Below are 23,585 nucleotides of genomic sequence, written 5' to 3'. Positions count from 1 at the left end.
AGAGGTATCGCACAATGTCCAGAACACTTCTGAAGGCCGGAGCCTGGGGAGCCATGCTCCTTGCCACGACCGGAATGGTCCTTCCTGACATCGCCATGGCGCAGGAACGCGGGCGTCACGAGCGCGCTAACCGTGGAGATCGCGGCGATCGCGGCGGCCAGCGCCAGGCGCGTCCACAACGCCAGGCAAGCCCGCAGCGTCAGGCGCGTCCCAGCCGTCCGGCACAGACCCGCAACAACCGCGGTGAAGCCCGCATCGAACGTCGCCAGGAGCGCAGCGAGCGCGATTACAGCCGCCGCGAAGCTGGCAGCCTGCGAGGTCTTGATCGCGGCCGCGCCAGCCGCCCCGAGCGCACGGCCCGGCCGGATACCAGCCGCGACCGCCGCTATGATCGCCGGGATCAGCGCCAGGACAACCGGTACGACCGTCGCAACAACCGTCGTGAAGATCGCTATGACCGTCGCAACAACCGTCGTGGAGATCGCTACGAACGCCGCGATAACCGCCGCGGCTATCGCTCCGCCCGCCGGGCCGAACGGCGCTGGGACCGCAACGAGTGGCGCCGCAACAACCGCTACAACTGGCGCAGCTATCGGGCCCAGCACCGCTCGCACTACCGCCTGGGACGGTATTACGCCCCCTACCGCGGCTATGCCTACCGCCGCCTGAGCATCGGCTTCTCGCTGGGTGCGATGTTCTACGGCAGCCGTTACTGGATCAACGACCCCTGGGCCTACCGTCTGCCGGCCGTCTACGGCCCCTACCGCTGGGTCCGTTACTATGACGACGTGCTTCTGGTGAACACCTATACGGGCGAAGTTGTTGACGTAATCTACGACTTCTTCTGGTAACACCCTCGCACATCGTTCGCGATCAGCCCCCTTGCACCGCAGCAAGGGGGCTTTTTCGTATCCGGGACAATCCCGAGATTGATCCGTCCTCGTGAACCTGCGAGCATGGCTCGATGGACGCAGAGCGACTTCTGGATCGAGAGATCCTCGCCCGCATCGGCACCCGGGTGCGCAACCGGCTCGACGCCGCACCCGCCGTACGCCGCCTACCCGACGAACGCGCCGAAATTTACACGCTCGACAATTTCCTCGACGCGGACTGCTGCCGCCACCTGATCGACCTCATCGATGCCGAAGCGCAGCCCTCGGCACTTGTCGACGATTCCGACAACACGCAGATCCGCACGAGCTGTTCCAGCGACATAGACCCCGAGGATTCGGTGGTACGCCGCCTCGACGCGCGCCTGTGCGCCTTGACCGGCCTCTCCGGCCAGCGCAGCGAGGCTGCGCAGGGACAGCGCTACGAGTGCGGCCAGTTCTTCGCCGAACATTGCGACTGGTTCGACACGAGCGCCGAATACTGGCAGCGCGAGAAGAACTGCGGAGGTCAACGCAGCTGGACCGCGATGATCTACCTCAACGCCGTCGATGAAGGGGGCGCGACCGAGTTCACCCGGCTTTCGCTGCGCATTCGTCCAAGGCTGGGCGGCCTTCTCCTCTGGAACAACGCCTTGCCTGACGGGCGCCCCAATCCCTATACCCTCCACGCCGCCCGGCCGGTCGTGCGGGGCACCAAGTACATTGTCACGAAATGGTTTCGCTCCCACACCTGGCAATAAGCCGCGCAGGCCCATCTCCCGCACTTCGAAAGCGGCAGGATCGGGGGCGGCGAGCATTGGCCGGTAGCCTTGTCATCCTTGGATGGCTTGCGTCCACTGCGCCAGCGGTGTGCGCAGTTGCGCCCGGCCCCCAGCCGCCCTGCCCTGTGATAACCGCGCCCGAGCAGACCGAAAGCCGACAGGACGTGCGTGCCCTGCGCGCACTTTTCGCGGACGACGAGGCCCGCGAAGCGGCCCTCGATCCGATTGCCGCGCTCTACAGGGGCGAGGTACCGGACAGCGCCGATCTCGCGCGCATCTACACCGATGCGCTGCAACGCGAACGGTTCGCATCCGCCCGGCGCAGCCTTGCCTTGCTCGCAGCTATCGACCGATGCGCGCTGACGGACGACCTACGCCTTTCCCACGCCCTCTTCGGCGCCCGCAAGGCCGAGGAAGTTGCCTCGCTCCGGCCGGAAATGCGGAGCCTCGAAGGGGCATTCCCGTTCCACCATTTTGCGGGGCTCCAGCTCGATTTCCCCTCGCTCATCGCGCCCGGAGGGGCCTTTCCCTACGAGAACGAAAGCAACTACCGTGAGGTACTGCGCCTCTACGCCGCCTTCCCGACGATCATCGATACCGCCATCACCCGCTTCCGCGCAGGCGCGCGGCAGGGAGTGGTCCTGCCTCGCCTGACGGTGGAGCACATGGTCGCGCAGATCGACGCCCTGCTGGATGGGGCCGATCCCGAGGAACGCTTCCTCACCCCCATCGAGGATCTTCCGCCCTCGCTGTCACGGGGCGTGGAGGCCGACCTCGTCCACACGTTCACGGCATCTGCGCGCACGGATATTCTGCCCGCCTACCGCCGCCTTCGCGCTTTCCTGGCTGAGGACTACCTTCCCGCTGCACGCCCTTCGATCGGCCTTTCCGACATGCCGGGCGGCGCCGCTCTGTATCGGGCGCTGATCGCGCGCGAGACCTCGCTTGCACTCGATCCCGACGATATCCACGCGCTTGGCACCCGCGAGGTCGCGCGGATCGAGACGCAGATGGCCAAGGTTGCCCGCGACCTGGGCAGCCATGTCCCCCTGCCCGAATTCTTCGAGAATATTCGCAGCGATCCGCGTTTTCATCCCCGTTCGTCCGAAGACTTGCCCCAGCGCTTTGGCAAGGTGGCCGCCACGGTCGACACCGCGCTCCCGCGCTTCTTTCGCATGCGCCCCGAGAGCCCTCTCCAGGTGCAGGCCTACCCTCCCGATCGCGCCCGCTACGAGGCTGGAGGATCCTACGTGGAAGGTTCAGGGAAAATTCCGGCGACCTTCTTCTACAACACCTATGACCTGAAACATCGCTTCGTCTCGGGAGTGACGACACTTTACCTGCACGAAGCCATGCCCGGCCATCACCTGCAGATCAGCCTTGCCCGCGAGAATTCCGCCCTCCCCGCCTTCCAGCGCAATTCGCAGACCAGCGCGTTCGTGGAAGGCTGGGCGCTTTACGCCGAGACTCTGGGTTACGACATGGGCCTCTACGACGACCCGCTCCAGCACTGGGGAACGCTGGACGATGAGATGCTGCGCGCGATGCGCCTGGTCGTCGACACCGGCATTCACGCCCGTCATTGGTCGCGTGCGCAGGCGATCGATTACATGCTTGCCCATTCGGGGATGGGCCACAGCGATGCCGAGGCCGAAGTCGATAGGTACAGCGCGATGCCCGCGCAGGCGCTGTCCTACAAGATCGGCGCGCTCACCATCCAGAAGCTGCGCCGGGACGCCGAGCAACGCCTCGGCCCACGTTTCGACATCCGGGACTTCCATGAGGCCGTTCTAGGCTCGGGCGCGTTGCCGCTCGGCCTCCTGCAAGAGAAGGTCGAGCGGTGGGTTGCCACGCAAGAGGGATCACCCCTTGCGCGGCATGCCCGCTAGTTTGGGTTCGCGCAGCCTCAGGCCAGCGCTTCGGCGATGAGCTTGCGCGTCTCGGGCACACCGTAGAGTGCGATGAAGCTGCCCATGCGCGGCCCCTGGCTGGAGCCGAGCAGCGTCTCGTACTGCGCCTTGAACCAGTCGCGCAGGCTTTCAAAGCCGTACTGCTCGTCCTTGCCGATCTCGTAGACGATGTTCTGCAGGTCCTCGGCCGAAGCATTGGCCTCGACCTTGGCCAGCTGCGCATCGAGTTCGGTAAGCGCGGCCACTTCACCGCCCTCCGGCTTGCGGCGCTGCAGGGTCGGCGCGATGTAGTCGCGGTTGTACGCGAGCGCGCAGCTGACCATCGCATCGAGCGCGGGGTGCTCGGCCGGATCGGCGTTGTCGACGTAGTTGGCCAAGTAGGACCAGACCTGCTCGCGCGTGGCGTTGGCGCCCAGCACACCGACAAGGTTCAGGAGCAGGGCGAAGGTCACCGGCGGCACCGGCACATCGTTCTGATCCTGGCCGTTCGCGCGCAGAAGGTGCCACACCGGATTGCCCAGCTGCTTGTCGAGCGCCTGCTTGGGCAGGTTGCCATAGAACTGCCAGTACTCGTCGACAGCCTTCGGGATCACGCCGATGTGCAGCTGCTTGGCGCTCTTGGGCTCACGGAACAGGTAGAAGCCGAGCGACTCCTCGGTGCCGTAGGTCAGCCACTGCTCGATAGTGAGACCATTGCCCTTGGACTTGGAGATTTTCTCGCCGTTCTCGTCGAGGAACAGTTCGTAGATCAGCCCTTCGGGACGGCGCGCGCCGAGGATCTTCGCGATCTTGCCCGACTGCGTGACCGAATCGGTCAGGTCCTTGCCGCACATCTCGTAATCGACACCCAGGTCCACCCAGCGCATGGCCCAGTCGACCTTCCACTGCAGCTTGGCCTGACCGCCGAACACGCTCTGCTCGACCGTGGAGCCATCCTCATCGGTGAAGCGGATCATGCCCGAGGCCGGATCGAGTACTTCGACCGGAACCTGCAGGACCACGCCCGTCGTCGGCGAGACCGGCAGCACCGGCGAATAGGTCTTGCGACGCTCTTCGCGCAGCGTGGGCAGCATCACGCCCATGATGGCATCGTAATTGCTCAGAACGCCGCTCAGGGCATTGTCGAAGCGCCCCGAATTGTACCGATCGCTGGCCGAGACGAACTCGTAATCAAACCCGAAGCGATCAAGAAATTCGCGCAGCATCGCGTTGTTATGATGCGCAAAACTTTCAAACTTTCCGAACGGATCGGGGATCCGGCTGAGCGGCTTTCCGAGGTTCGCGGCGAGAAGTTCAGCCTGAGGAATGTTGTCGGGCACCTTGCGCAGACCGTCCATGTCGTCCGAGAAGGCGACCAGCCGGGTCACCCCGTCCTCGGGCTTCGCACCGACCAGCGCTTCGTAGGCGCGGCGCACCAGCGTGGTGCGCAGGACTTCCTGGAACGTCCCGATATGCGGCAGCCCCGAGGGACCATATCCCGTCTCGAACAGGATAGGCTCTGGAGAACCGTCGGCTGCGCTCTTGCCATTAGGATAGCGCTTGAGCAGTTTCTGGGCCTCCTGGAAGGGCCAGGCCTTGGACACACGGGCGGCTTCGATCAGGGCATTTTCAGTCATGCGCGCGCTCATCTGCGATTGCGCGCGATTTCGCAAGCGCCTTCGGCACTCCGTGTGCGCGCAAACCGGAAGAGGAACCCCCGGCGGTCCTCGTCAGTTAGGTGCCAAACGCACCAGAAGGACGGAAAAATCTTCGTGAATTATATCGAGACCCTGACCAAGGAGCTGGAAGGCATGGCCATGGGCTTCTTCCAGCTCTTGCCCTCGTTCGCCATCGCCCTTGGCATCGTCGTACTCACCTGGATCATGGTTGGCGTGTTCGTGCGCATCATCGGCCGGGTCACCAAGCGCGCAGGCCTGCGCACCGATCTGCAGCAGCTGTTCGAGACGATAACCAAACTTGCGGTCTGGATCCTGGGCATCCTGATCGCGCTTACCGTCGCGATCCCCAGCTTCACCCCGGCAGGCGCCGTTGCAGGTCTGGGTGTCGGTGCCCTGGCCATCGGCTTTGCCTTCCAGGACATCTTCGAGAACTTCCTCGCCGGCGTTCTCATCATGCTGCGCGAGAAGATGAACATCGGCGATTCGATCTCGTGCAACGGCATCATGGGTTCGGTCGAGCGCATCACCCTGCGCGAAACCTACATCCGCCAGTTCTCGGGCGAGCTGACCGTCGTGCCCAACTCGATGCTGTTCAAGAACGCCGTCGACATCTTCAACGATCAGGCCGTGCGCCGTGAGCAGGTTGTCGTCGGGGTCTCCTACGACACCGACCTCGAGACCGCCGAAGCGACCATCCGCAAGGCCGTGGAAGGCATTGCCGAAGTCGACAAGGACAAGGGCGTGCTCGTCTTCGCGCAGGAATTCGGCGCAAGCTCGGTTGACTTCCTGGTGCTGTGGTGGAGCAATACCGGCGAGCAGGACAAGCGTCTGACCAAGAGCCACGTGATCATGGCGATCAAGAAGGCGCTCGACGACGCCGAGATCGAGATCCCGTTCCCCTACGTCACGCACACCTTCAAGGAAGCGCTTCCGGTCGAGAAGGCGCCGCTGGCCGCCAACGAATCCTGACCATTCGAATTGCGTCCGTTCAAGCCGGATCACTCTGGTGACTTGAACCGGGCGCGATAATGCGCAGACTGGCCGGCATGGAGGGGATTCATGCCGGCCTTTCGCATTCTGCAGCTTTGTCTTGCCGCCGTGGCGCTGCTCCAGCCGGGCACGGCCTCAGCCGCGAGCTCGGACAAACGCCTTGTCGTCACCGGGGTTACACTTCTCGATCCCGGGCAAGAGGCTAGCCCACGCACACGCGATGCCACTCTGGTCATCGCCGACGAGACCATCGTCTACGCAGGGCCTTCCGGCTCGGCCCCACCCTCTGACGGCGCGCGTGTCATCGATGGCACGGGCCTCACCGCATTTCCCGGCCTCACCGACATGCACGTCCATGTCTGGGACGAGGCGGAACTGGGCGCCTACCTCGCCCACGGTGTGACGAGCGTGCGCAACATGTCGGGCATGCCTTTTCACCTTGAGCTCGCACAGCGTATCGCGCGGGGCGAACTCGATGGACCGCGCCTTCTTACCAGCGGCCCCATCCTCAACAGCGCGGGCGCGAACCAGCAGATCAATCATCAGATCGTCGAGACCGCACAGGAGGCCCGCGCCGCGGTCGCAGCCCAGCACGCGGCCGGGTTCACCCGCCTCAAGACCTATTCCAACTTGCGCCGCGAAGCCTACGAAGCAATCCGCGACGAAGCCGCACAGCGCCACATGCTCCTCACCGGGCATGCGCCCGAAGGCGAACGCCGCCCCGGCATGCCCCGCGATATCCCCTTCTCCATCGCCTTCGAGGACATCCTCGACGACGGTTTCGAGACCATCGAACACGTCGAATCGATCCTGTGGCATGGCCTCGCAGACCAGCAGGACGACACGGCTGCGCAGGCCCTTGCCCTGCGGATCGCGCAGAGCGGCACGCCGATCACGCCAACGCTTCTGGCGCACCACAATCTCGTCATGGTGGCCCGCACGAAAGGCGCCTACGCCGCGCGCGCCGGTACCGAGACCCTCAACCCCGTGACCCAGCAGACAGAGGCGGAGTATATCGCGCTGTGGTCCAGGCAGGAGCCAACCGAGCACGCCGCCAAGGACCTGTGGCTCGGTCGCTTCACCGCAATGCTCGACGAAGCTGGGGTCACCCTGGTGACCGGCAGCGATGCTGGTATTTTCACCAACATCCCCGGCCAGTCCCTGCACGATGAACTTGCCCTGATGGTGCGCGGCGGAATGTCCCCCATCCGGGCCCTGCGCGCGAGCACCTCCAACGTCGCGGACGTTCTGGACGAGGACCAGACAGGCGGGTGCCTCTCGCAAGGCTGCCGAGCCGATATCGTCCTCACCCGCTGTGACCCTGCCGAAACGATCCGCTGCAGCCGCGAGATCGAGGCCGTCATCGCCCGAGGGCGTTATCATGACAGGCAGGATCTCGACACGCTTCTCGAAAGCGCCAGACATCCCAACAGCGATCGGACCCTGCGCAACCTCATGGCTGGAATGGAAGCGCAAGGCACGCCGCTCGATCCCGCCACTCTGGGAATGTGAACCGGAGCGAACGGGCCGCCCTTCGCCGCGCCCCAGCCATTGAGGTGCGGATAGATGCACGGCGCGCATTCCCTTCCGTTCCACCTGCGCTTAAGACCTGACCTATGTCCGCGTCCCGACTACCCGCTCTTCACGCCAGCCACAGCGGCTGCTGGCTGCACGACGGACAGGGAAGCGCCCGCGCCCTCTCCAAGGGGCAGGCCGTCACCGCGGTCGCCGATGCCCCGCACCTGATCCTGAACGCCCCGCTACTTGCGACGCGGCTTGGCTATCCCGATCTTGCCGGGCTCGACCTGCTCGAGCTTTACGCCTTCATGCACCCCGCCCGTTTTGTCGTGCCCACGCCCAAGGGTCTCGCCGATGCGCTGGGCCTGCCGCGGCCTGAAGCTGACAGTGAAGTGCCCGAACTTCTCCAGCGCGCCGCGATGCGCCTCCTGGAAACCTGCGAGCAGCCTGATTGGGCAGAGCGCGAAGGCGCCTGGACCTCGCTGCAATCGCTAGTGAAGATGCGCTGGCCCTGGGCCAAGCTTCTCGCCCCGCGCCTCGCCAAGCCGCAGAAGGCCGAGCGCTGGATCTTCACGCGCTTGCCCGAGTGGGAAGAATCGCCCGAGCCGCCCCAGCCGCGCCAGCTCAACATCCCCGATGGCGCCGTTCTCGACCGCCTGGCCCACCTCACCGGACAAGGCGCCGAGGAGCGCGCGGGCCAGAAGGCCTTCGCCGTCGAGGCCGCCCACGCCTTTGCGCCGCGCACCCGCGCTGGCCTGCCCCATGTCGTTCTGGCCCAGGCGGGCACGGGTGTGGGCAAGACGCTGGGCTACCTCTCCCCCGCCTCGGTCTGGAGCGAGGCCAGCGGCGGCACGGTCTGGGTCTCGACCTACACCAAGGCGCTGCAACGCCAGCTGCGCAAGGAAAGCCGCCGCGCCTGGCCCGAGACGCGGCCCGATGGCTCACAACCGGTCGTCGTGCGCAAGGGGCGCGAGAACTACCTGTGCCTGCTGAACCTGGAGGACGCGCTCCAGGGTGGCTTTGCCGGGCGTGCCGCCATCCTCGCGCAACTTGTAGGGCGCTGGGCCGCCTACACGCAGGACGGCGACATGATCGGCGGGGATCTGCCCGGATGGCTTGGCACCCTGTTCCGCAAGCGCGGCATCGCGGCACTAACCGACCAGCGCGGCGAATGCGTCTATGCCGGCTGCCCGCACTACCGCAAATGCTTCATCGAGCGCGCCGCGCGCGCCAGCGTCAACGCGGACCTCGTTATCGGCAACCACGCGCTTGTAATGATCAACGCGGCGCGCGGCCGCGATGTCGCCTCGCGCCCGACCCGCATCGTGTTTGACGAAGGCCATCATGTCTTCGATGCAGCCGATTCGACTTTCGCCGCCGAGCTTTCGGGCACCGAGATGATCGAGCTGCGGCGCTGGGTGATCGGCCCGGAAAAGAAATCGCGCGGACGCCGCCGCGGCCTCGCCGCCCGCCTCGCCGATGTCGCCAGTTACGACGATGAAGGCGACAAGGCGATCCTGACCGCCCTTTCCGCCGCCGAAGCCCTCCCTTCCGAAGGTTGGCTGCAACGCATCAACGACGGCGAGCCGTCCGGTCCATTGGAAGAGCTGCTCGCCGCGGTTCGCGCCACCGTGTACGCGCGCGATGAGAGCGGCGGGCAGGAAGCCGGCTATGGCCTCGAGACCGAAGCGGCCGGGCTGGAAGGGCCCTTCGTCGAGGCTTCCCAGGCCGCACGCCTTGCCCTTTCGGAACTACGCCGTCCGCTGATCCAGCTCGGCCTTCGCCTCGAGGCCCTGCTCGAAGACGGGCCGGACTGGCTCGACGGACAGGGCCGCGCGCGCATTGAGGGCGCACGCCATTCGCTGACCTGGCGCATTGACCTGCTGGTCGCCTGGGAAAACCTGCTCGAACGCCTCGGTGGCCCTGCAGACCCCGAATACGTCGACTGGCTGGCCCTTGCCCGTTCCGAAGCGCGCGAATTCGACATCGGCATCCACCGCCATTGGCTCGATCCGATGAAACCCTTCGCCAAGGTCGTACTCGAACCCGCGCACGGGGTGATCATGACGTCGGCCACCTTGCGCGATGGCGACAGCTGGGAGCGCGCCATCGCCCGCTCGGGCGCGCCGCATATCGAGGTGAGCCCGCGCCTGTCGCTCAGCCCCAGCCCGTTCGACTATGCCGCGCAGGCCGAGGTCCTGATCGTGCGCGATGTCCCGCGCGGCGACATTGCCGCGCTTGCCGCCGCCTACGGGCGCCTGATCGAGGCTTCGGGCGGCGGCGTGCTCGGCCTGTTCACCGCGATCCGGCGTCTTCGTGCCGTTCACGGGCGTATCGCGGACCGGCTCGCGCGCGGTGGCCTTCCCGTCTACGCCCAGCACGTCGATCCCATCGACACCGGCACACTGGTCGACATCTTTCGCGATGATCCGGGCGCCTCTCTGCTGGGCACCGATGCACTGCGCGACGGCGTGGACGTTCCTGGCCACTCGCTTCGCACCGTCATCATGGAGCAAGTGCCCTGGCCCCGGCCCACGATCCTGCACCGTGCACGGCGCATGGCGGGCGGTGGGTCGGCCTATGACGACAGCATCATCCGGGCCCGCCTTGCGCAGGCCTTCGGGCGTCTTATCCGCAGCAAGGAGGATCGCGGGCACTTCATCGTGCTGTCCTCGGCCTTTCCCTCACGGCTGCTCGACGCCTTCCCCGAAGGCACCCCCATCGCGCGAATTTCGCTCGACGAGGCTTTACAGCGCGTCGCCGGTCATGCTTCAGGGAAACCGATCGCGAACCCGGCCGACCCGGCTGATCGCGGATGAAGAACCGGCACCACGCCCGCCTGGCGCGCAGGCAGATGTTTTAGGAAGCGGCAGAGCCCATGAAGACCCTTGGAATTTTTCGCCACGCCAAGTCGGACTGGAACGATGCGCGCCTTCGCGACTTCGACCGCCCCCTGAACGCGCGCGGCCGCAAGGGCGCGGCCATCATGGGTTTGCACATCCGTGACCATGCCCAGAACTGGAGCCGCATTCTCGCCTCGCCTGCGGTCCGCGTCACCCAGACCCTCGACCTTGCCAGCGAAGCGGCCGGCGCGGCCCCGTCGATCACCTGGGACCGCCGCATCTATCTGGCCAGTTCCGCCACGCTCATCGACGTGCTGCGCGAACAGGATGGCGACCCCGCCTCGATCATGATGGTCGGCCACAACCCCGGCCTCGAAGACCTCATCTTCGATCTCGTGCCCGACGATGGGAACAGCCCCCTACGCGACATCGTGGAGGAGAAGCTGCCGACTGCCGCGTTCGCCGTGCTCCAGCTCGACATCGACAGCTGGGACAAGGTCGATATGGGATGCGCCAAGCTCGTCCACCTGCAGCGCCCGCGCGATCTCGATCCCGACCTCGGCCCGAACGCCAACTTCTAGGCGTCAGGTTCAGAAAGCAGCAGGCACGTCGCCCTGTGGCGAGGACGCTATCGGCCAGCTTATTCTGCCAAGCATCAAATCGGCGAGCGTATCTTTTTCCCGAAAAACAAGTGCTTGATTTATTTCACCTCACGGACTGACCAGGCGTCAAACTTCCGGATAGGCAGCCCCTTCTCGTCGCACACTCCCGGACGCCCACGTTCCACAATCACACGAAACGCCTCAAGCAGAACCCGCGCGCCCCAAAACTTTTCAGGCGCCCCCGCATCACTGTTGCCCGCGAAAGGCTGTTAGTAGCGGCACACCGCCAAGTGTGGCAGACTTTCCGTGTGAAACGCAAAACAAGCCCATATCTACGGTTGCGCCGCTTCGTGGATCACGATCTGGGCACACGAGTGCGGCCGGTTACGCCGCTTCTCGCGATACTGCCGTTCGTGCTGGCTGGGGCGATCCAGTCGCATGTGGGCACTACAGCTGCAACGTGGGCCTGGGTCATTGCCGGCATTGCTGCTAGTGCCTGGACCGCCTTTACAGCATGGCGAGCCTACAGGCTGTTCAAAGCCTTTGCTGCTCGCGGTGATCGCCAGTTTGACGCGCGCGACAAGTTCGCTCTGGCGCCCGAATATCACGCCAGTGGAAGCGCAACGAAGGCGAAGTGGAAGCGCAGGATCGCCCGGCAGCGGAAGTGATCCGCCGTCCTATTGTCGTCACATGTCGGCGGCACTCGTGGCAATGTCCACCCTATGGGCGAAAGCCGTCAGGGTATTCTCCTGCCGATCTCGGGATAACTCCGCGCCAACGCTCGCCAATCCACCTTACAGATTATTAACCAGCCTCAAGTGCTGACCGGAGCTTTTCACGAATTTTACTAAGGGTTTTCCGCATTGATTCGTCTGTATTCAGATCGGAAACTTCGGACGAGTTCGACGCGCGCAAAGCCTCTCCGCCAGACGCCTCTTGCTCCAGAAGCTGGCTGGCACCGCGCAATGTATACCCTTCGCGATGGACCAGATCATCGATCCGACGCAGCAGCGCGATATCCTCGGGACGGTAGTAGCGCCGCGAACCGCTGCGCTTGACCGGCTGCAGCATCGGGAACTGGGTCTCCCAATAGCGCAGGACATGCTGGCGCAGGCCCAGCAAGGCGCTGACCTCACCGATCGTACGCAGAGCGCCGGGCTGCTTGTGCGAGCCCGGCGCCCCGTGCATTGCCTTCAAATTGTTGGAAGAAGTCTTCAGAATCCGCACTCCGTCTGGCCTCAGGCCCCGGCAATGCGGTCCTTCAGCATCTGGCTGGCCCGGAAGGTGAGGACACGCCGCGGCGTGATCGGCACCTCCACCCCGGTCTTGGGATTACGCCCCATGCGCTCACCCTTGTCGCGCAGGAGGAATGTTCCGAAACCGGAGATCTTCACGTTCTCACCGTCACCGAGGGCCGTCACCATGTGCTGGAGGATAGATTCCACCATGGAGAGCGACTCCGTCCTCGACAGTCCGAGTTGACGATGAATCGCGTCCGCGAGTTCCGCTCGCGTCAATGTATCCACTGACCGCATCAAGCCTGCATCCCCTTCAAACGCTTATCCTGAGGGGATGATATGAAAATCAACGAAAATTGCAATGCTGGGTCGAATAAGGAACGCATCCAAAATGCGTTTTATCGAATTCAGACCCGCAAAAGGCTCGCGCCCCAAGTGAAACCACCGCCCATGGCTTCCAGCACGACGAGGTCGCCCTGCGTGATCCGGCCATCGCGTACGGCCTGATCAAGCGCCAGCGGAACCGAGGCGGCCGAGGTATTCGCATGCTCGCCCACCGTCTTGACGACCTTCTCGGGCGAGAGCGAAAGCTTCTTGGCGGTACCATCCAGAATACGGGCATTGGCCTGGTGCGGCACCAGCCAGTCGATGTCCGCCGTCGTCAGACCTTCTGCCTCGAGCACTTCGTGAAGCACTTGGGCCAGGTTCACCACGGCATGACGGAACACCTCACGGCCCTTCATGCGCAGCTTGCCCACGGTACCGGTGGTCGAAGGGCCGCCATCGACATAGAGCAACTGATTGTGGGCCCCATCGGCATGGAGCTTGGTTGCGAGAATACCGCGGGGCGTTTCGCCCTCGGCCTGCTCCTGCGCTTCGAGCACGATCGCACCCGCACCGTCTCCAAAAAGGACGCAGGTCGTGCGGTCTTCCCAGTCGAGAATCCGGCTGAACGTCTCGGCCCCGATCACAAGCGCGCGCTGGGCCATGCCCGAACGCAGCATCGAGTCGACCACGCCCACGGCATAGAGGAAGCCCGAACAGACCGCTGCTACGTCAAAGGCAATGCACCCGCCGCAGCCCAGATTGTGCTGGACCGTGGTCGCCGTAGCCGGGAACGTCTGGTCGGGGGTGGCCGTCGCCAGCACGATGAGATCGATGCTGGCAGCTTCGATGCCCGAGGCCTCGATCGCCTTCAGCGCCGCCTTGGTAGCCAGGCTCGACGTCGTTTCATCGGGACCTGCGATATAGCGCTGGGTGATCCCGGTACGTTCGACGATCCATTCATCGCTGGTGTCGACACGCTGGGCGAGTTCGCTGTTGGAGACAACCTTTTCGGGGAGAGCCGAACCGGTACCGAGCAGAACCGAACGGCGCATCAGGCGCGCTCTTCCTGGGCACCCGGCATCCACAGCGATGAATCGCCTACACGGGCCAGGTCGGCGCTGATACGCTCGGTCACTCGTTCCTCCAGAAGGCGGGCGGTCACGGCGACCGCATTTGCGACACCTGCGGCGCTGGCGCCCCCGTGGCTCTTCACGACAATGCCGTTCAGACCCAGGAAGACCGCGCCGTTATGATTGTTGGGGTCAAGATGGTGCTTGAGCAGTTCAGTGGCAGGGCGCGAGATCAGGAAACCGATCTTCGAGCGCAGCGAACTGGAAAAACTGCGGCGCAGGAGGTCCGCGACGAAACGCGCCGTCCCTTCCACGGCCTTGAGGGCAATGTTGCCCGAGAAGCCATCGGTCACCACGACATCGACGTTGCCATGCGCCATCTTGTCGGCCTCGGTGAACCCGTCAAAGGAAATCGACAGTTCCTTGGCCGCTTCGCGCAGGATCGCGGAGGCATCGCGCAGAAGCTCGGTGCCCTTGATCTCTTCGGTGCCGATGTTGAGCAGACGCACGCGCGGCTCGGCCCGGCCGGACACGACGCGTGCATAGGCCGCCCCCATGATCGCGAACTGGACCAGGTTGCGGCTGTCGCACTCAGTGTTGGCGCCCAGATCAAGCATGATCAGGTCGTTGTCGCCGAGCGTGGGCATAAGTGCGGCAAGCGCAGGCCGGTCGATCCCCGGCATGGTGCGCAGGGTCAACTTGGAAATGGCCATCAGCGCGCCGGTGTTGCCACCACTGACGGCGGCGCCGGCATCACCTGCCTTCACCGCCTCGATGGCACGCCCCATCGACGTCCCCTTGGAACGGCGAAGAGCCTGACTCGGCTTGTCCTCGCCACTGATCACACCATCGGTATGGATGATCTCGGACGAGGCGCGCAGGTTCGGATGATCCTGAAGCGCATTCTTGATCCGCTCCTCGTCGCCGACGAGCAGGAACTGGAACTGGTCATGACGACGGCGCGCAAGTGCAGCGCCCTCGATCATGACGCGCACCCCCTCGTCGCCGCCCATCGCATCGATGGCGATACGCGGCAAACTCATGGGCAATCTCCGAACTTCGTGCGAGGTCTTAGATTTCGACCGCGACGATCTCACGGCCGTTGTAGTGGCCACAAGCGTTGCAGAGGTTGTGCGGGCGCTTCAGCTCACCACAGTTCGGGCACTCGTGAAAAGCCTCGACCTTGAGCGCGTCATGGCTGCGACGCATGCCCCGGCGGGACGGGGTGGTTTTTCTTTTGGGGACTGCCATCTCGGCACCTGTTCCTGGAAATGCGTTAATGTAAAAAAGGCCGCCAGGGCCCGTACTCGGACCGGCGGCTTGCGAAGGCGGGCCTATACCCGATTTCTGGAGAGTTGCAAGCCGTTCCTCACCCCATCACAAACTAACGGGCTTCACGAGAGAGCAAAACACCATGATCCTGCCTACAACACTGTGCCTTGCAGCGACTGCAGTACTGATCAACCTCTGGCTTGGCGCCCGGATCGGCAAGATGCGCGGTCAGGAAAAGATCCTCCATGGGGACGGCGACAATCCGCGCCTGATGCAGCGCATGCGCGCCCAAGCGAACTTCATCGAGAACGCGCCCTTCCTGCTGATCCTGGCAGGCGCCATCGAGATTTCCGGCAAGGGCGGCATCTGGCTCCCCCTTGCCGGAGCGCTCTTCATGGCCGCGCGGGTGTGCCATGGCCTGGGCATGGACCGCAGCGACATCAATGCCTTGCGCGCCGGCGGCTTCGGGATCGGCCTCCTCGTCACGCTGGGCCTCGCCGTAGTTGCCGTCCTGATCGCGCTGGGCCTGTTCTGAGCGAGCTGCGCTCTCAGCTCATGGGAAGACCGCGCTCGAGCGCCTTGTCGCTGACGTAGGGGTTGGTGCGGCGCTCGTCCCCGAAGGTGCTGACAGGCCCGTGCCCGGGCACGAAGGTCACGTCATCGCCCAGCGGCCAGAGCCGCTGCGTGATCGAGTTGACCAAGTCCTCCAGATTACCACGCGGAAAGTCCCAGCGCCCGATCCCGTTCTGGAAGAGAACATCACCTACCATCGCAAAGCGGCTCGGTGCGTGGTGGAACACGACGTGACCAGGCGTGTGCCCCGGACAATGGACGACATCGAGTTCCAGATCGCCGACCGTCACCGTATCGCCATGTTCCAGCCAGCGATCGGGCTCGAAGGTGTGCGCCTCCATGTTCCAGCGCGGCCCGTCATCGTCGAGCTGGGCGATCCAGAAGCGATCTTCCTCGTGCGGCCCTTCGATAGGCACGCCCATCTCCTTGGCGAGCACACCCGCCTGACCACAGTGGTCGAGATGACCATGCGTGATCAGGATCTTCTCCAGGATAACGCCGGTCTGCTCCAGCGCCTGCTTGAGCTTGGGCAGGTCACCGCCCGGATCGACAAGCGCGCCACGCATGGTCTTGGTGCACCACACGAGCGAGCAGTTCTGCTGGAGCGGAGTGACAGGGATGATGCCCACACGCATGGGCTGGCTTGGTTCGGTCATGCTCCGGGACATGACTCCGGCCCGCGCCGAATGCAACCACACGATCTGTTGCAGCGGCGAACCAGCCGCTAGATCCGCCCACCCTTCCAGACCACGCGCCCGACAACCGCGACATCTTCGGGACGGCACTCGATCACGCCATAGGCCGGGTTGTCGCTGCGCAAAGCGACAAGGCCCGGCCGCCCGGTCTCGACGCGCTTGACCAACAACGTGCCATCCACGCGCACGACATGGATGCCATCGCGCAAGCCGCGCTGCCCCTGATCGACGAGGATCTCGTCGCCATCGCGCAAGGTCGGCTCCATCGAATCGCCGAGGACGGCGATCATCGCGAGGTTTCCGGGTTGCAACCCCATGGCCCGAAGCCAACGCGTGGAAAAACGGACCGAATCGAACGCGGCGTCCTGCGAATCGAGCGCCCCCGGCCCCGCCGACGCACCCAGCACGAGGCGGGGAATTTCCACCCACTGCGACGAATTTCCTCCAGAACCGGAGGAAATATCCTCCGGCTTACCGAGCTCCTCCTCGCCTACCCGGAAGAACCGGGCCAAAGCACCACGGTCCGTCTCCTCAAGCTTCTTCGGACTGCCCTTACGCACGAATTGCTGGAGATAGCTTGGGTTCTTCCCCAGCATTCGCGACAGCGCGGAGAGGCTTACCCCGCGCGCATCGGCGAGTTCCAACAGGCGGCTTCGGATAGGATCGCTTACCATAATGTAATCCGTACACGAAGGAAATTTCCTAGACAAGTAGGATTTGAGTTGGAACATAAGATGAACATTAGCTCAACCAATGAAGGAAAGGAAAATCCGCCTCATGTTGATTCGCGAGATCGAGCGCTTCCTGAGCGCGACCAAGATGTCCCGCACCCGCTTCGGCAGGCTCGTCGCCCGCGACCCGCGCTTCGTGGAAGACCTGCGCAACGGACGCGAACCGCGCGCAGCCATGACCCACAGGGTCGAAGGGTTCATGTCCGGCTACCGCGCCGCCAACGGGGAGACCGCCCATGCACGTTGATCTTGCCCTCCACGCCGAGACCAAGGGGCGCGATACGTCCGCCGCGCGCGCCCGCCCGCAGCGCGGCCCTTGGCTGCAGATCGTCACCCAGATCCTGCAACTGGCAGGGCCCCGCGCCGAACTCCTTCGCCATTGTGAGCGCCCCTGGTCGAGCGCGACCTTCGCCGGCGCACGCCATTCGGTTGCGCTGACCTTTCAGGGAAACGAGGCGATCGAGGACGGGGAGCAGTTCATAGAGGCCCTTGCGGACCACGAATTCGTGATCCCCGGCCACCTCGTTGCCGATGCAGCCCTGCGCGGAACCGATCACGTCAACGGCGCGCCGCCCCGCCTTTCGGTGGAAATCGAAATCCTCCTCCTCGACGACATCTAGGTCCCCGCGCTCTCAGAGCGCCCGGGAAAGCTCCTTGATCTCGGTATTCAGGATGTGGTCGTTTTCCGAGTAATCGACCGGACAGTCGATCAGGTGGACGCCCGGCGTGTCCCGACAATGCTCCAGCAATTCGCGCAAGTTCCCCGCACTCTCGGCCCGGTATCCGTTGGCCCCGTAGCTCTGCGCGTACTGGACGAAATCGGGATTGTCGTACGTCAGTCCGAAATCGGCAAAGCCCATGTTCGCCTGCTTCCAGCGAATCATGCCATAGGCATTGTCGTTCAGCACCAGCACGGTCAGGTTGAGCTTGAGACGCACCGCCGTCTCGAGTTCCTGGCTGTTCATCATGAACCCGCCATCCCCGCACACGGCCATGACCTTGCGCTCAGGATAGACCATGGCGCTGGCCATGGCCGAGGGAAGCCCCGCGCCCATTGAGGCAAGCGCGTTATCGAGCAGCACCGTATTGGGCTGGTAGGCGGTGTAACCGCGCGCAAACCAGATCTTGTAGATGCCGTTGTCGAGACACACGATCCCGTCCTCGGGCATGACATCACGCACTTCGCGCACAAGATGCGGCGGGAAGACCGGGAAGCGGGCGTCCGACGCCAGCCCGGCGGTGTGCTCGACTTCGGCCTCGCGGTAGCGCAGCATCGCCGAGAAATCCCACTTCGAGGACGGCTTGATCGCCTCCTTGATCTGCCACATGGCGTTGGCGATATCGCCGATCACCTCGATATGGGGGAAATAGACAGGGTCTACTTCGGCCGTCTGGGTCGAGACGTGGATGACCTTGCGCTCCTGGCACGCCGCATCGTTGTGCATGAAGAACGGCGGCTTCTCGATCACGTCGTGACCGATGTTGACGATGCAGTCCGCATCCTCGATCGCGCGGTGAACGAAGTCACCCGCAGAAAGTGCCGCACAGCCCAGGAACTTGGGATGGCGCTCATCAATCACGCCCTTGCCCAGCTGCGTTGTCAGGAAAGGAATGCCCGTTTTCTCGACGAATTCGCTCAGCATGTTGCTGGTCATCTTGCGGTTGGCGCCTGCGCCGATGACGAGAAGCGGCTTGCGCGCGGATTCCAAAGCCTCGCAGGCCTGACGGATCGATTTCACGTCCGCCGAAGGACGGCGTACCACCGACCCTGCGACCGGGCGCGAGAGCGTGCGCTCATCCGCGATATCCTCGGGCAGTTCGATGTGGCAGGCGCCGGGCTTTTCCTCTTCAGCAAGGCGAAACGCCTCGCGCACCCGGCTCGGGATATTGTCCGCCGAGGCCATCTGGTGCGCGTACTTGGTGATCGGGTGCATGAGCGCGACCACATCGAGAATCTGGAAGCGCCCCTGCTTGGACTTCTTGATCGGCTTCTGACCGGTGATCATCACCATCGGCATGCCGCCCAGCTGCGCATAAGCCGCCGCGGTGACCAAGTTCGTGGCGCCCGGCCCCAGCGTGGAAAGGCACACGCCCGCCTTGCCGGTATGGCGCCCGTAGGTGGCCGCCATGAAACCGGCGCCCTGTTCGTGGCGCGTGAGGATCAGCCGGATCGAACCCGAGCGCGAGAGCGAATCGAGAAAGTCGAGGTTTTCCTCCCCCGGCACGCCGAAGACGTATTCGACCCCTTCGTTTTCCAGACACTGCACGAACAGGTCCGAAGCCTTGGTCGTATCCGCTTCCGCCATCTAGGGGTCCTCCTTCTCGATCCAGCTACGTATCCGCTGCAGGTTGCCCGGATGGGCGCGACCTTGCAAACGGGCACCTTGTCCTACCAACGGCCGGGAGCAAAGTTCCGTTCCGGCCTCAATAGCCGCGGTCGAAATCGACTCGGTGAACGAGATCCTCGCCCGCCTGGAACCGGCGCAGATTCTCCAGAAAACGCAGAGAGGCCCGGCGCAGCAGACTGTTCTGGGCAAGCCCTGAACAGTGCATCGAAATCTCCACGTTCGGGCAGTCCCAAAGTGGATGATCGGCCGGCAAGGGTTCCGGGTCGGTCACATCGAGGTAGGCGCCGCCCAGATGCCCCGAACGCAGCGCCTCGAGCAAGGCGTCCTGATCCAGCACTTCTCCGCGCGCCACATTCACAAGCGCAGCGCCCTTCTTCATCGCGGCCAGTTCGTCCTTGCCGAACATGCCGATCGTCTCGGGCGTCGAGGGCACGATCAGCACCACCCAGTCGAACTCGCCCAGCCGTGCGCGCCATTCGTCCTGGCCCAGATCCTCGCCCTGCGGCGTGCGGCGGGCCATCGTGACCTGCGCGTCGAAGGCTTCGAGCAGCGTGCGGATACGCTGGCCGATCTCGCCCGCGCCGATCACCAGTACCCGTGCATCGAGCAGTTCGCCCGTGCCCGGCGCCTCCTCCAGCCATTCATGACGCGCCTGGCTGTCGCGTATCTGCCCCCACTTCTTGTTGAACGAGAGCATGCCCAGGAGCGCGAATTCGGCCACGCTGTGCGCGTGCAGCCCGGCCCCATTGGTGAGCGTGATGCCGTTCGCGCGAAACGAGGCAAGCGGCAGCCAGTCGACGCCTGAGGACATGACGCTGCACCATTGCAGCACGTTGGCGCCTTCCAGCGCCTTGCCCAGCACCGCATCGGCCGAATCGCGAATGAGATAATCGGGCCAGACCACCTCCACATCACGGAGTTTCGCGGCGAATTCTTCGTCGTTCTCGTACCAGACCGGCTCGACACCGTCAGGCATCTGTCCGTCGAGAAAGCGGCGAAAATTGGCATGAACAAGAGCGCGGGTCACAGGCTATTCCTCGAAAGCGTCGGAAATCAAACGGCGTTTGGAGGGATAACGGACGCAATTGCGTTCAGGTTCAATCGTCTTTTTTGCACGCGCCATGCGCGGAGCTTACAGAGCCATTCCGGGTAGGTGTTGACACCCCCAGAATGCGCGACCTCAAGTCACTCCCGCGCCCATGGCGTTCGGAGGGTGAGGCCGACGGTACGGGGAGCCCGAGGGCGATGGCCCTCGGAACTATCCTTTTCTTCTCTCAGCCTTTCCTGAATGGAAGAGCTGAAATCAGCCGAGCTTCCATTCCCAGCCGAGCGGGTCACCATCCATGACCTCGACGCCCTTGCCTGCAAGTTCGTCGCGAAGGGCATCGGAGGTCGCGAAGTCCTTGTTCGCACGGGCTTCCTTGCGCCGCACCAGCGTCTCCTCGATCTCCTCTTCGGCGATTTCAGCGGACAGCGGCCGCAAGCGCAGGTCCGCTCGGCCGGTCTCGAACAGACCAAGGCCGAAGACCTCGTCCATCATCTCAACCACCGCGCGTTTGGCGGCCGGGTCGACCTTCTTGGCGGCCAGGACGTCCTCCAGCGCGGTCAGCGCGATGGGGGTGTTGAGATCCTCGGCCAGGGCCTTCTCGAACGTCGCGATCATCGGGGCGAGCTTGGGGTGGGCAGGCGCCCCCGCCTCGACGTCCTTCAGCCGCTCTGCCGCCATGATCATGCGCTTCAGGCGGGTCAGCGCGGCGGCGAGACCATCCCACGAGAACTCCAGCTCCGAACGGTAATGCGCCTGAAGGCACATCATGCGGTAGCCAAGCGGGTGATAGCCCTTGTCGATGAGCAGCTGCAGCCGCAGGAACTCGCCCGAGGACTTGCTCATCTTGCCCGAACGCTCGACGAGGAAGTTGTTGTGCATCCACACCTTCGCGCCCGAATTTCCGGGCACGTCGAGGCCACCTGCACAGCAGAACGCCTGGTTCTGGGCGATCTCGTTGGGGTGGTGGATCTCGCGGTGGTCGATGCCGCCGGTGTGAATATCGAAGGGGAAGCCCAGCAGCTTGCCCGACATGACCGAGCATTCCAGGTGCCAGCCCGGCGCGCCCGGCCCCCACGGCGAATCCCATTCCATCTGGCGCTTCTCGCCCGCCGGGGTCTTGCGCCAGATCGCGAAGTCGGCCGCGTTGCGCTTGCCCTCGACCGCCTCGATACGGCCCTCGCCTTCCTCGGTGACCGCACGGGCAAGGCGCCCGTAGTCGGCGACGGTGGAGACATCGAAGTAGAGACCGCTTTCCAGCTCGTAGCAGTGCCTGGGCGCAATTTCCTTGGCGAAGTCGATCATCTGCTCGACGTAGTCGGTCGCAATCGACCAGTGCGCGGGCTGGCGGATGTTGAGCGCCTTGATGTCGTCCCAGTACGCCTGCGTGTAGTGGCGCGCGATGTCCCAGATCGACTGCGCCTTTTGCGCGGCCATCTTTTCCATCTTGTCCTCGCCCTCGTCGCCATCATCGGTCAGATGGCCGACGTCGGTGATGTTGATGACGTGGGTGAGCTTGAGGCCCCGGTGGCTGAGCGTCCGGCCCAGAATGTCGGCGAAGACATAGGCGCGCATGTTGCCGATGTGAGGGTAGTTGTAGACCGTCGGCCCGCAGGTATAGACCCGCGCCTCGCCCTCGTGGACGGGCTGGAAGGGTTCCATCTGGCGGGTCAGGCTGTTGAACAGCGTCAGCTCGGGAAGATCGGTCATGCCCGCGGCATTAGGCAGGCCGCGCCAAAGGTCAAGGCGCCTCGAGGCACGGATCGGGAGGAAGCGTGCCCCCTCCCGTCCGCACACGTTCGCTCAGGCTGCCGGAGCGCCCTCCTCCGCATCGGCTGGCTCGTCCGCAATCGGCGCGTCATCTTCTATCGCCGCGCCCGCCGCGCCTGAAAGGGCAAGTTCGACCTCATCGGGGCGCAGGGCTCCGGGGCCAGGTCCCATGTCGTCTGCATCGACGAGACGATCGGTCCCGGACTTCACGAACTCGGCCTCGGTCGAGGGCCTCAGATCCGGCCGCCCCGCCATGAAGCCCATCTTGATCCGGCACATCGCGTACTGGGTTTCATCGGGCTCGACCTCAAGTGCGAGCACATCCTTGGCCTCGCTCTTCACGGTGTATTCGTGACGCCCCGGCTCGGTCACGAGGATGAAGTAGCGCCCTGCCCCCAGCGAGCTGATCTTCTCGCCGTTCTCGTTGACCGAACAGCCCATGGCCGCTCCCATGATCGTGCCAGTGCGGTAGAAGACAATCTGTCCCTTACCGGCAGGCGGCGCCGGGATTGCAACAGGGTCCGCCTCGCTGGCAGCCAGCGCGGGTTGTGTGGACAACGCAAGCCCGAGCCCGGCCAGAACCGACCATTTTGCCTCACTCTTCATTGGTGTTTACCCTTCGTAAACAGCCGCATCCGGATTGGATGTCGGCAAAAGGTCTTGTGCTTCCGGGACCGGCGCGGGCGGCTCGAACAGCACCGCAATCTTCGCCGTGGCGCGGGTCCCTGCGGGATAGAGCACATTGCGGCCGCGTATCGCAAAGCCTACGAGCCCGATAGGAACGGGCGCCAGCGCCGCCCCCGCGTTGATCGCATTCACGGTTGCAACCGCCCCCTGCCCAGCCAGCGCGACATGCATCGAACGCAGCCGAAGCCGTGTTCCGCACGCCTCCAGCCAGCGCGCCGCCAGAACAAGTTCGCCCGGCGTCCCACTGCCCCCGGCCTTCTTCGCATGGACCACTTCGCCTTCGCCCGCGCTGCCTGCGGGCAGCACCTCGTGCCCATCGACGACGATGGGTTCGGCAAGGCGGAGCGGGAAAGTGTCGAGCGACTGGCTCACCGCGCTACCAAGATCGACAAGGGTCTCGATCACGATCGGGGTCAAGGCAGGAATGGCGTACTGACATGCTGGCGCGGAAGACGCGGAAGACGGCACCGGGGGTGCCTCCTCAGCCAGGCATGGAAACGGCGCCAACACACCCGCGCCAAGGCACACAAGCACACCCTTGCGCATGTGCTGCTCTCCCAAGAATCTCCGGATCGATATCCGGGTTAACCTTGCTTATGTTCCGATTTACAGAGTTTGCAATGTCAAAAATGCAGGCCCACGCAGCCGCTGTTCAGG

24 protein-coding genes are annotated in these 23,585 nt (G+C 64.3%); 11 read left to right on the top strand and 13 right to left on the bottom strand.

All coding sequences use genetic code 11. The features are described from left to right. Nucleotides 1–14 precede the first annotated feature (14 nt). The 3 genes from MTR65_RS05500 to MTR65_RS05490 all read left to right on the top strand — a co-directional run bounded on the left by MTR65_RS05500 (nt 15) and on the right by MTR65_RS05490 (nt 3,540). A complete protein-coding gene (locus tag MTR65_RS05500; protein WP_243797916.1) occupies nt 15–851 on the top strand; it encodes an RcnB family protein in 837 nt (278 codons plus the stop codon). A gap of 113 nt (nt 852–964) precedes the next feature. Beyond that, entirely contained in the window at nt 965–1,630 is a 666-nt protein-coding gene (locus MTR65_RS05495; protein ID WP_243797914.1) for a 2OG-Fe(II) oxygenase, read from the top strand. Between the two features lie 146 nt (nt 1,631–1,776). Then, nucleotides 1,777–3,540 (top strand): DUF885 domain-containing protein, encoded by a 1,764-nt coding sequence (locus MTR65_RS05490; protein ID WP_243797912.1) that lies wholly within the window; start codon nt 1,777–1,779, stop codon nt 3,538–3,540. 17 nt (nt 3,541–3,557) lie between these two features. Here MTR65_RS05490 and MTR65_RS05485 read toward each other — a convergent pair whose 3' ends face one another. Continuing rightward, nucleotides 3,558–5,177, bottom strand: coding sequence for a lysine--tRNA ligase (locus tag MTR65_RS05485; protein ID WP_243797910.1), 1,620 nt, complete (start codon nt 5,175–5,177; stop codon nt 3,558–3,560). Nucleotides 5,178–5,312: 135 nt separating this feature from the next. Between MTR65_RS05485 and MTR65_RS05480 the strand changes: the two genes are divergently transcribed. The 5 genes from MTR65_RS05480 (at nt 5,313) to MTR65_RS05460 (ending at nt 11,840) form a co-directional block, all read left to right on the top strand. Continuing rightward, nucleotides 5,313–6,188, top strand: coding sequence for a mechanosensitive ion channel family protein (locus tag MTR65_RS05480; RefSeq protein ID WP_243797907.1), 876 nt, complete (start codon nt 5,313–5,315; stop codon nt 6,186–6,188). A gap of 90 nt (nt 6,189–6,278) precedes the next feature. Continuing rightward, nucleotides 6,279–7,721 carry an amidohydrolase family protein gene (locus MTR65_RS05475; protein ID WP_243797905.1) on the top strand — a complete coding sequence of 481 codons (1,443 nt, stop codon included), beginning with the start codon at nt 6,279–6,281 and terminating at the stop codon, nt 7,719–7,721. A 104-nt stretch (nt 7,722–7,825) separates the two neighbouring features. Next, entirely contained in the window at nt 7,826–10,546 is a 2,721-nt protein-coding gene (locus tag MTR65_RS05470) for an ATP-dependent DNA helicase (protein ID WP_243797903.1), read from the top strand. A gap of 59 nt (nt 10,547–10,605) precedes the next feature. Next, the gene (locus MTR65_RS05465; RefSeq protein ID WP_243797901.1) at nt 10,606–11,151 is read left to right on the top strand and encodes a SixA phosphatase family protein; all 546 of its coding nucleotides are present in this window, start codon (nt 10,606–10,608) and stop codon (nt 11,149–11,151) included. 371 nt (nt 11,152–11,522) lie between these two features. Then, nucleotides 11,523–11,840: a hypothetical protein gene (locus tag MTR65_RS05460; protein WP_243797898.1), complete on the top strand. Its 318-nt coding sequence runs from the start codon at nt 11,523–11,525 to the stop codon at nt 11,838–11,840. Between the two features lie 136 nt (nt 11,841–11,976). Here MTR65_RS05460 and MTR65_RS05455 read toward each other — a convergent pair whose 3' ends face one another. The 5 genes from MTR65_RS05455 to rpmF all read right to left on the bottom strand — a co-directional run bounded on the left by MTR65_RS05455 (nt 11,977) and on the right by rpmF (nt 15,058). Then, nucleotides 11,977–12,360, bottom strand: a complete 384-nt coding sequence (locus MTR65_RS05455; protein WP_243798139.1) for a MerR family transcriptional regulator — start codon at nt 12,358–12,360, stop codon at nt 11,977–11,979. A 50-nt stretch (nt 12,361–12,410) separates the two neighbouring features. Next, nucleotides 12,411–12,707: an integration host factor subunit alpha gene (locus MTR65_RS05450; RefSeq protein WP_243797895.1), complete on the bottom strand. Its 297-nt coding sequence runs from the start codon at nt 12,705–12,707 to the stop codon at nt 12,411–12,413. Nucleotides 12,708–12,817: 110 nt separating this feature from the next. After that, the gene (locus MTR65_RS05445) at nt 12,818–13,792 is read right to left on the bottom strand and encodes a beta-ketoacyl-ACP synthase III (protein WP_327194319.1); all 975 of its coding nucleotides are present in this window, start codon (nt 13,790–13,792) and stop codon (nt 12,818–12,820) included. Beyond that, nucleotides 13,789–14,850, bottom strand: coding sequence for a phosphate acyltransferase PlsX (gene plsX, locus MTR65_RS05440; RefSeq protein ID WP_039393202.1), 1,062 nt, complete (start codon nt 14,848–14,850; stop codon nt 13,789–13,791). Before plsX ends, MTR65_RS05445 begins: the two co-directional genes overlap by 4 nt. 28 nt (nt 14,851–14,878) lie before the next feature. Next, entirely contained in the window at nt 14,879–15,058 is a 180-nt protein-coding gene (rpmF, locus tag MTR65_RS05435) for a 50S ribosomal protein L32 (protein ID WP_013833797.1), read from the bottom strand. 163 nt (nt 15,059–15,221) lie between these two features. Between rpmF and MTR65_RS05430 the strand changes: the two genes are divergently transcribed. Continuing rightward, the gene (locus MTR65_RS05430; protein WP_243797891.1) at nt 15,222–15,614 is read left to right on the top strand and encodes an MAPEG family protein; all 393 of its coding nucleotides are present in this window, start codon (nt 15,222–15,224) and stop codon (nt 15,612–15,614) included. A gap of 13 nt (nt 15,615–15,627) precedes the next feature. Here MTR65_RS05430 and MTR65_RS05425 read toward each other — a convergent pair whose 3' ends face one another. Beyond that, entirely contained in the window at nt 15,628–16,308 is a 681-nt protein-coding gene (locus MTR65_RS05425; RefSeq protein WP_327194317.1) for an MBL fold metallo-hydrolase, read from the bottom strand. Nucleotides 16,309–16,376: 68 nt separating this feature from the next. Next, complete coding sequence (locus MTR65_RS05420) at nt 16,377–17,021, bottom strand: LexA family transcriptional regulator (RefSeq protein ID WP_243798134.1); 645 nt, start codon at nt 17,019–17,021, stop codon at nt 16,377–16,379. Nucleotides 17,022–17,124: 103 nt separating this feature from the next. Here MTR65_RS05420 and MTR65_RS05415 point away from each other — a divergent pair, with 103 nt between their 5' ends. Further along, a complete protein-coding gene (locus MTR65_RS05415; RefSeq protein WP_039393190.1) occupies nt 17,125–17,325 on the top strand; it encodes a hypothetical protein in 201 nt (66 codons plus the stop codon). Then, nucleotides 17,315–17,698 carry a hypothetical protein gene (locus MTR65_RS05410; protein WP_243797888.1) on the top strand — a complete coding sequence of 128 codons (384 nt, stop codon included), beginning with the start codon at nt 17,315–17,317 and terminating at the stop codon, nt 17,696–17,698. Before MTR65_RS05415 ends, MTR65_RS05410 begins: the two co-directional genes overlap by 11 nt. A gap of 12 nt (nt 17,699–17,710) precedes the next feature. Here MTR65_RS05410 and MTR65_RS05405 read toward each other — a convergent pair whose 3' ends face one another. The 5 genes from MTR65_RS05405 to MTR65_RS05385 form a co-directional block, all read right to left on the bottom strand. Continuing rightward, entirely contained in the window at nt 17,711–19,384 is a 1,674-nt protein-coding gene (locus MTR65_RS05405; RefSeq protein ID WP_243797886.1) for an acetolactate synthase large subunit, read from the bottom strand. A 118-nt stretch (nt 19,385–19,502) separates the two neighbouring features. Next, the gene (locus MTR65_RS05400; RefSeq protein WP_243797883.1) at nt 19,503–20,453 is read right to left on the bottom strand and encodes a D-2-hydroxyacid dehydrogenase; all 951 of its coding nucleotides are present in this window, start codon (nt 20,451–20,453) and stop codon (nt 19,503–19,505) included. Between the two features lie 276 nt (nt 20,454–20,729). Further along, a complete protein-coding gene (gene cysS / locus MTR65_RS05395; protein ID WP_243797880.1) occupies nt 20,730–22,181 on the bottom strand; it encodes a cysteine--tRNA ligase in 1,452 nt (483 codons plus the stop codon). A 93-nt stretch (nt 22,182–22,274) separates the two neighbouring features. Then, a complete protein-coding gene (locus tag MTR65_RS05390; protein ID WP_243797877.1) occupies nt 22,275–22,847 on the bottom strand; it encodes a DUF2846 domain-containing protein in 573 nt (190 codons plus the stop codon). Nucleotides 22,848–22,853: 6 nt separating this feature from the next. Continuing rightward, a complete protein-coding gene (locus tag MTR65_RS05385) occupies nt 22,854–23,333 on the bottom strand; it encodes a hypothetical protein (protein ID WP_243797874.1) in 480 nt (159 codons plus the stop codon). Between the last annotated feature and the right edge of the window lie 252 nt (nt 23,334–23,585).

Source organism: Novosphingobium mangrovi (assembly GCF_022818885.1).
Lineage (GTDB): Bacteria > Pseudomonadota > Alphaproteobacteria > Sphingomonadales > Sphingomonadaceae > Novosphingobium > Novosphingobium mangrovi.
This window is presented reverse-complemented; position numbering and strand designations above follow the sequence as displayed.